We start from the raw sequence: 7,777 nt of genomic DNA on the forward strand, positions 1-7,777 counted from the left end.
TTCGAGTCCCTCAGGGCCCACTTAGAGAAAACCCTTACCTAGTAAGGGTTTTTTGCTGTGTATAGGCTCGCTAAAGCAAACGGGTGAGAGTGGGGAAAGGTCATATTTTGGAGCTTGCTAACGGATTTGCTAACGTAGACTTCTATTCCACAGGTTCAAGCTGCTTTTCTGCGAATTTATTAAGTTCATTTTCAATTCTGTAAACGGCCGTAGAAAGACGATTAAACATCTCAGGCAAGGAAACATATGCCATCAATTATACAGAGGTAACTTACCCGTTAGCCATTCATGCATCCTCTGCAATGCACCACAGAGCATGAAAGTTACCCCGTTCTTTCATGGTAGTTCAATAGAATCAACAGTTTCAGTCCGATGGTATCCTCTTGTCTATGATTCAAGCCACCACTTTCAATCCTATGATAAAATACTTATAAATCCCACTATAGCCAAACGGCCAAAGCGGATATAATCTTACTCTAAATTACTGGAGGTAGCGCTCCGTACTCGGCCCACTGCTCTTTTGTCGGGCCGTAAAGATCCGGCACACGAAGGCCTGCCTGACGCATCAGGACTGTCATCTGACCACGATGATGAATCTCATGCTTTACGAGAATATCCAGCATTAAGCCGTTTGGCCATTGATCACCATACATATCGCTCATGATAAGCAGATTCTCATCTTTCCAACTGGACTGTATAGCATCAAGGAGCGCTTGTGAGGTCCTCTTATAGACTGACGCGATGTCTGCTGCCGAAGCTGGCACCGGCATATCTTCGCCCGGTCCTTCGAAAGACAGTCCCGTCCGAGATGGCATTTCGTGCAACGTCTGTACAAGGTGCCATGCAACACGTCCAAGCGTTCTATGATCGCTTGTTATCTGTTGGCCAAGAGACTCGTCGGTCAGCATCTCCAGTGTCCGCATTGTTGCTTCCGTTTCATTCTGCCAAGTTGCGGCAAAATCTTTAATGTGTTTATACATATCCAACATCTCCTTTTTGTAATGGAATCAAGTTTATTATACCGAACATTAGTTCGCGAGTAAATATTTACATTTACTTAAACTACCCCCGTTAACCAAACGAAGCTGCCGAAAATCATTGCGCTAATCCCGAAATGTAATTAACAACGTATGGTTAATACTTTTGATCATTTTGTTTACGCTAGCCTGCCAGTTAGCTTAATGATCATTATCAGTCTATCACTCTATTTACTCACTCTTCTATTCTTCATTCAAAAACAAGGCGGCATCCCGATTTGCGAAGAACCTCAAGAAGCTGGTACCAGATATGAACGGCATAAGTGCGGATGTTATGACCCGGGCTTTTCAGAAAGCTATTAAGGAGGGAAAGACCCCTTCTGAGCGGGCGTTGCTGGTACGTGAGATCAGCGCGGCGGCCGCCAAAGGTGATGTTGGTCCATTCAACATGGAGCGGGCTACTACCGTTTCGCGAGCCATGAGCACGGCAGCGGCAAATGGCGGTAAGCTTGAAGACTGGAAGCAATCCGAGGTGGTCACCGGTAAGAAATGGCGTTCTTCTAAAGGTGACAGGACCCGAAAGACACACCGTAAAGCAAACGGTCAGGTGCAACCTCTGGATAAGCCTTTTGAAGTTGGTAAGAGTAAACTGATGTTTCCGGGAGATCCATCCGGACGAGCTGAGGAGATTATCCGCTGCCGCTGCACAATGCAGTCGGTGATGGATTGATAATGTTAACGGGCAGACCAATGATTGATTAACTAAGAACCGTTTATTCTAAATTTATTGTTTATTACGCACTTGCAACTGCAAGTGGCGCAAACGCAACCTCAATCATATAGCATTGACTCCATTGTTTTTCTATAATTAAGGAAATATATAGCAAAGGAGAGTAAGCCAATGTCTTTTAGTGAAAAATTGTTGCAACTTAGAAAAGAAAAAGGTTATTCCCAGGAAGTGCTGGCCGAAAAACTGTGCACAACCAGACAGGCAGTCAGCAAGTGGGAAAACGGACAAGGGTTTCCCGAAACCGAAAAGCTGCTTATGATTGGAAACTTGTTCGAGGTGTCCATCGATTATTTGCTAAAGGAGGGAGAGGTAAAGGGCAGCGTTAAAGAGCTTGGGTATTATGTCAGCCAAGAGATGGCGGAAGGGTATTTGATTCATCAGCAAAAGTCATCCAATCGCATTGCGACAGGCGTGTTCCTGCTAATTATGTCTTTTTTGCCATATTTGATGCTTCGGAAGGAATCAGTCATTTATTCGGTTCTTATTATCATTCTGTTGGCGGCAGGGGGTGTCGTTGTTCTCGTGTCCGCTATACTGAAAGACGAGGAAAGGTACCATGTGCTGGATAAAGAGCCTCTTATATTGGATCAAGGTTATGTAAAGCAATTGACTGAGCGTTTGAATAGATTGAAAAGTAGGTACGCAACTGTGATCATCGTGGGTGCTAGCATGGTAGCGGTAGGCGGAATGGGCTTTTTGCTAGAAAGAAGGGGGATCTCCGAAGGCGCGTTAGTCCCTTATTATCCTATTTGTGTTATTTTGATCGCTATTGGCGCAAATGTAATTATTCGAACATCTACTATGTGGTCCTCCTATAGTCTGCTGATCTACAATGAGAATCATATTAATCGGAGGAATAACGGCTTCTGGAGAAAAATCAGAAAAAAGTTGGCCGAATAAAAAGCTTGGCACTTAAATCAATGTATAACATTTGGCAGATTTCTATTGTTAACAATATGTAACGAATCCTAGTTAAGAAAGTAAATTAGCTAAGAACATTATGCTAATGGAAACGATAGTTAAAAAAACAGCGGTAGTCTAGGATGTTTTTTGTCCATGATTGCCGCTGCTTCTATTATTAGGGTCAGTCTATTATTTATTTTACGAAGTTTGACGCCATTACAATTTGCAAGGAGTCATCTAATAATAGCTTCTATTTTATTGAAAGAAGGTGAGAAAATAACATTTAAACTGAAAGAAGCAAAGATCACGCACATCTCCCTGGTAGACAAGGGGGTCAACGGTGTACCGTTCGCCATTATCAAAGCGCAGAAAGCCAACGAAGGTTTGGCGGATCAGAAGAAGCCGGAGTTGATCGCCGCCCTGAAGGCACTGGAAGGCGGCGGTGTGCTGGATGCTGACAGCGACACTCCTTAAGAACCGTAGCCGCGTCAGCGCCGTGCAGGAGGCAACTGGTGAACAGCTTGAGCAGTATATAGACGATGCACTGACCCGGATCGAGTTGTATTTACCTGTTCCTTTTCCAGAGATGGTAGACAAGCAGCTCATGTTGGCCTGGGTGAAGCTTGCGGAGTGGCTGGCTCTACAAGATAGCGAAGAATACCTGGCTTCAGTCGCCCGCGGCTACTCAGCGGAAAGTGACGGAGCTTGGACATATACCCGACAGGCAGTTGAAGGGAAGACCACAGGCAATGCTGATGTGGACTCTATCCTCTTCCTGTGGGTCAAGAAGCAGCAGCCCGGGCCGGATGATGGAAACATCACGGCCTATTTGCTATGAATCACCGCATGAATACACCGCTGGTAGTGTACCGGGTCGGTCGCCAGCAGGATGCGGACAACCTATTCAGCGATCGGAAGGCAGGGAAGATCGCAGATTTGAAATGTTTCGTTGTTAGACGCAAACTGATGCCAAGGCAGAATACAACCCTGTCATATACATTGTCAAAAAGGCGATTGGGGTTCCGAAGACAGTAGACGTTCGAATCAGCGACGAAGTGTTGTTATTTGGAAGAAAATATTTGGTGATTGACTCTAACCCACGCCGTTACTGACGTGAGTAATTGGTCACTTGTGATGTAAAAGGCAGTGAACATGGATGATTTTGACGACGGATTTGGTATCCGATAAAGCACACACGTCGCGGCCAGACCGAATTGTTGAGGATGTAGGGTTAGTCTTTCATTACGACATCGACCGAAATGTGGTAGAGGAGGCATGGGAACCGATCTCCTTGGACTTATCTCCCTTCTTCCGTTACCTCCGCCAGCGACGGTTCTGTGTGGTTTCTCAGCGCTTTGAAATTATGATGGTGATTTAGGCTCCGCGCACGCGGCCGCAGAATGATCGGATGGAAGTTACCTTTCGGTATTCGTACCTGCTGCATGTTCAGAAGATAAACGAGTTTTTTATAGATCCAAGCTGAGTTTAATGTTTGATTTTCTTGTTAAGCTAACAGGAATGATAGTTTAATAAAGTCGTTACTTAAGACTGAAATAATTCAATGTGACAATTATGTCATTCTGAATTGAATATTGTTATGTTAATCGATGGGGAAGTTTACGTGTCTCCCTTATACTGGAAATTAAATGTTCTTATTTCCGAAAGGGGACTATCCACTGATGACTGATGTAATTAAAGCAATAATACTTGGCATAATAGAGGGCTTAACTGAATTTTTACCAGTATCATCTACTGGACATCTTATTTTAGCAGGCAATTTGCTTAGCTTTGAGGGAGATGCTGCAATAACTTTTAAAATTGTTATTCAGTTGGGTGCAGTGATGGCAGTTCTAATTCTTTATTGGAAAAGGTATTTGGAGATTGGGGCTAATATGATTAGAATGGATTTTTCCAAAAGCAAAGGATTAAATGTCATTCATATGATTTTGGCTATGTTACCAGCATTAATCCTATATCTTCTCTTCAAGGACACCATAAAAAGCCAATTATTCGGCCCAACCCCTGTTTTGATCGGTCTAGTTGTTGGTGGTGTATTGATGATCATTGCAGCACGGAATAGGCGAACTGAAACCGCTGATACTATTGATGGGATTAATTATAAACAGGCTTTCGGAATTGGTCTGTTTCAATGCTTGGCGTTATGGCCGGGATTTTCGAGATCAGGTTCGACGATTTCAGGCGGCCTGTTGCTTGGCACTAGCCAAAAAGCTGCTGCAGATTTTACATTCATTATTTCCGTGCCAGTTATGTTTGGTGCAAGCTTGTTGGATTTGTACGATAGTCGTGATTTGTTGAGTTCTGATGATTTGATTCTAATGTTAATTGGCTTTGCGACATCCTTTCTTGTGGCAATGATTGCAGTAGTGACGTTCATCAAACTGATTAAGCGACTTCGACTGGAATGGTTTGCTCTATACCGGTTTGTTTTAGCAGCTCTCTTCTATTTAATCGTCATACAGTAACTAGTTTTTATTTGATTGTTATAGGAATCTTTCTCACAATCATATGCTAACGGTGAATGATAGTACGGCATTAACCGCCTAGGGAAAGGCGGTTTTTTTGGTTCGGAAAAAGGGAGGAATATTTAAAGCATGAACCTAAAAAAACAGATTTGCCAGGGCATTTGATGTTATTTTAAATGACCTGAACAAGCAAACAAAGCAGGAATGGATTGAGAGCGCAGTGGTTTTGAAGCGGGAACGCTTTGAAATTGCCGGCGCTCTTTTTGATTGTGAGGAAGATACCCTGCTGTCTCAGCAGGAAGTTATTCAAAAGGTGTAGGCCTATTTGGGATTGACAAAAAAGGAGGAAACAGTGAATGTCGATACAACGGAATAGACTAGGCGCGTATGTGGAGCTGCAGGCGGTTGCGAAGTCTCGTGTCCTATCGGTATCAAGCCGAATGGGGCCAGCCAAACAAAGCAGTTGATATGGCGGATCAGTCCGAGCGGTTCAAGGAATCTGGTTTACTTGTAGACGAGTTGGAATTGGCTGCGAGAATGGCGTAACGGTAGTGGGTTATAGGGTTTTAATTAAATAGGGTAAGGGAGTAGGACCATACTGTGTAATTAGGGTTTGAAATTAAATTAAACGAATTACATCATAAAAAAATGGATATAATCATAATAGAAAAAATATGAAGGATGATAATATGATTTATATCTATAATGATTATGGTGGGACACATACAACAGCTTTGGCAGCAGCTTATCATTTAAAACAAATTACTCAGTCTGAGCGAAAATTAACTACAGAGGAAATATTGAATGTTAAATTTTTTAATAAGTTAACGAAAAATGATTCTGGTAAGATTATTTTTCACGGAATTGATGAAAATGGAGACTCCGTTTATACAATCGGTAGGAAGTCATCAAAACTTGTAGTCCCAGCATTAAGAGAATTAAGCTTATTACTAGAAAGAAAACATCATTTTGAAGAAAAAATAATATTCTCTAATACTTCACCCACGGTGCCCATCCCGATGTCAATCGGAGGGTTCTTCTCAAGGGGATTAAAAATTGATTTTATTGGTGTTCCTTTATTAGTAATGGGTGCTAAGCAATGTTGTGATAATATATTTCGATTGGTTGAAAATACGAAACAAATAGGGAAGTCCTCCAATGAGGAACAAGTTATTATTTTAGAAAATGAAGTCTATAAGTAATAATTTTTCAAAGGTTCATAAGGAACATACTGCGCAGCAAGGCACGTCTCAATAGGCGTGTCTTTTATTTTGCCCTCGGACACTGTCCGGGGGTTTTTATGTTGAGGGAGAGAACGGGGGAACGGGAGTGGAGATTACAACAATCACAGCAATAGTCGCAGCAGTAAGTGGAGTTGTGCTTGGGTGGGTAACTCGGACATCTGCCTTTAAAGAAGATGTTGCTCAGGAGGCTGGCAGCGGTGCAGCCTTGCGTACAGACGTTGAGTACATCAAGCATGGCGTTGATGATGTTCGGTTTGAGTTAAAAGACCAGGTAAGACGATTTGATGCATTACCAGAACGAGTGACACGAGTTGAAGAGTCTACCAAGCAAGCCATAAGCGCTTGGCAAAATCGAAGAATAGAGAGGATGTTCTGTTATGGAATGGAATGCAGTTGCGAATTTTGTAAAAACCAGAATTGCTGATGGTTGTCGCCGTGTGCGGGGTGATTGGGTATATCCTTAAACAAACTCCAAAGGTACCTGATTGGACAATTATTTACACAGTTACTTTAGCTGCAACCATCCTAGTTGTATTGACTACTGGAATAAACGTGGATAGTGTACTACAGGCGATTTTATGTAGTGCAGTTGCTGTGTACGATAATCAACTGGTTAAACAAACTGCTAAAGCGAAGGAGGGAAATGAACAATGAAGAAGGTATGGGCTCTTTTTAGATTTGTCTAGTGAGCAGTTTGTATCTACATTTCTTCGTACTGTGCATCATTTAACGGAACCATTTCTGTATAAATAACCTTGACATCTGTTTTACGCCCAGGCAAAGCTTTCATATGCTGGGCATTTACCACTAAAAATTCAATTCCTTCGGCTTCAAGTAAATTAACAATAGGCTTCCAAAATACACCCGTGCTTTCCATAGCAACGTGAGTACACTCATGTTGTTTAATCCAGTCAATTAATTGTAATAGAAACAACACAGTTTTAGTTGAAAACGTTTGAATCTCCTTTCCGTTAGACGTTAGAATACATGCGGTAATATTATCCTTATGAATATCCATACCACATGCCCGTTCAACTACGATTTCCACCTTAAAGCATCCTCTCTACGGCTAAATTAGATAAGAGGCTGGTGCAACAATCAGAGTAGGATTAATCTCCCATGAGTGCTTCCCAATAGGGAGCGACAATCTGTGATGCACCGTGATCGTTGGAATCAGACTAACGGATGGGCTCGTAGGCACCATAGCTTATCGACCTTCCTCTCCCAGCCATAGTAGCAGTATTAGCAGATATAACCATTTTCATCATCTGTGGTGCAGCGCTTGCGCTGCATGTATGGCTATACCAGCTAATAGCTTGTCAACATTACCAGTAAAGTGATTTTAAATCATGTGGTATAGTTAAAATGAGCATGCCAAAA

The 7,777-nt window shown here is 42.4% G+C and carries 11 protein-coding genes and 1 pseudogene; 10 read left to right on the forward strand and 2 right to left on the reverse strand.

Annotated elements, in window-relative coordinates:
• Positions 1 to 476: 476 nt before the first annotated feature.
• Positions 477 to 980 carry a DinB family protein gene (locus UQ64_RS03595; RefSeq protein WP_036683089.1) on the reverse strand — a complete coding sequence of 168 codons (504 nt, stop codon included), beginning with the start codon at positions 978 to 980 and terminating at the stop codon, positions 477 to 479.
• Between the two features lie 307 nt (positions 981 to 1,287).
• Between UQ64_RS03595 and UQ64_RS03600 the strand changes: the two genes are divergently transcribed.
• The 10 genes from UQ64_RS03600 (at position 1,288) to UQ64_RS03635 (ending at position 7,051) form a co-directional block, all read left to right on the forward strand.
• Positions 1,288 to 1,707 carry a phage minor head protein gene (locus UQ64_RS03600; RefSeq protein ID WP_082650962.1) on the forward strand — a complete coding sequence of 140 codons (420 nt, stop codon included), beginning with the start codon at positions 1,288 to 1,290 and terminating at the stop codon, positions 1,705 to 1,707.
• A 171-nt stretch (positions 1,708 to 1,878) separates the two neighbouring features.
• A complete protein-coding gene (locus UQ64_RS03605; RefSeq protein WP_060622142.1) occupies positions 1,879 to 2,667 on the forward strand; it encodes a helix-turn-helix domain-containing protein in 789 nt (262 codons plus the stop codon).
• 156 nt (positions 2,668 to 2,823) lie between these two features.
• The gene (locus UQ64_RS03610; RefSeq protein ID WP_060622143.1) at positions 2,824 to 3,144 is read left to right on the forward strand and encodes a hypothetical protein; all 321 of its coding nucleotides are present in this window, start codon (positions 2,824 to 2,826) and stop codon (positions 3,142 to 3,144) included.
• Entirely contained in the window at positions 3,122 to 3,508 is a 387-nt protein-coding gene (locus tag UQ64_RS03615; protein ID WP_060622144.1) for a head-tail connector protein, read from the forward strand. The genes UQ64_RS03610 and UQ64_RS03615 overlap by 23 nt, the downstream gene beginning before the upstream one ends.
• 318 nt (positions 3,509 to 3,826) lie before the next feature.
• Positions 3,827 to 4,048, forward strand: a complete 222-nt coding sequence (locus UQ64_RS30645) for a hypothetical protein (protein ID WP_156417435.1) — start codon at positions 3,827 to 3,829, stop codon at positions 4,046 to 4,048.
• A gap of 301 nt (positions 4,049 to 4,349) precedes the next feature.
• A complete protein-coding gene (locus UQ64_RS03620; RefSeq protein ID WP_060622145.1) occupies positions 4,350 to 5,153 on the forward strand; it encodes an undecaprenyl-diphosphate phosphatase in 804 nt (267 codons plus the stop codon).
• A gap of 405 nt (positions 5,154 to 5,558) precedes the next feature.
• Positions 5,559 to 5,699 carry a hypothetical protein gene (locus UQ64_RS31535; protein WP_209445703.1) on the forward strand — a complete coding sequence of 47 codons (141 nt, stop codon included), beginning with the start codon at positions 5,559 to 5,561 and terminating at the stop codon, positions 5,697 to 5,699.
• A gap of 143 nt (positions 5,700 to 5,842) precedes the next feature.
• Entirely contained in the window at positions 5,843 to 6,355 is a 513-nt protein-coding gene (locus UQ64_RS03625; protein WP_060622146.1) for a DUF3189 family protein, read from the forward strand.
• Positions 6,356 to 6,482: 127 nt separating this feature from the next.
• Positions 6,483 to 6,821 carry a hypothetical protein gene (locus UQ64_RS03630; protein ID WP_060622147.1) on the forward strand — a complete coding sequence of 113 codons (339 nt, stop codon included), beginning with the start codon at positions 6,483 to 6,485 and terminating at the stop codon, positions 6,819 to 6,821.
• Positions 6,822 to 6,841: 20 nt separating this feature from the next.
• Entirely contained in the window at positions 6,842 to 7,051 is a 210-nt protein-coding gene (locus tag UQ64_RS03635; protein WP_342447569.1) for a phage holin family protein, read from the forward strand.
• Positions 7,052 to 7,151: 100 nt separating this feature from the next.
• On the opposite strand, the pseudogene UQ64_RS03640 reads toward UQ64_RS03635, so the two are convergent.
• A pseudogene (locus UQ64_RS03640) lies at positions 7,152 to 7,445 on the reverse strand (IS110 family transposase); the annotation flags it as partial.
• Positions 7,446 to 7,777: the final 332 nt, after the last annotated feature.

Origin of the sequence: Paenibacillus etheri (genome assembly GCF_001012825.1) — a bacterium.
In the GTDB taxonomy this organism is placed as follows: domain Bacteria; phylum Bacillota; class Bacilli; order Paenibacillales; family Paenibacillaceae; genus Paenibacillus_AQ; species Paenibacillus_AQ etheri.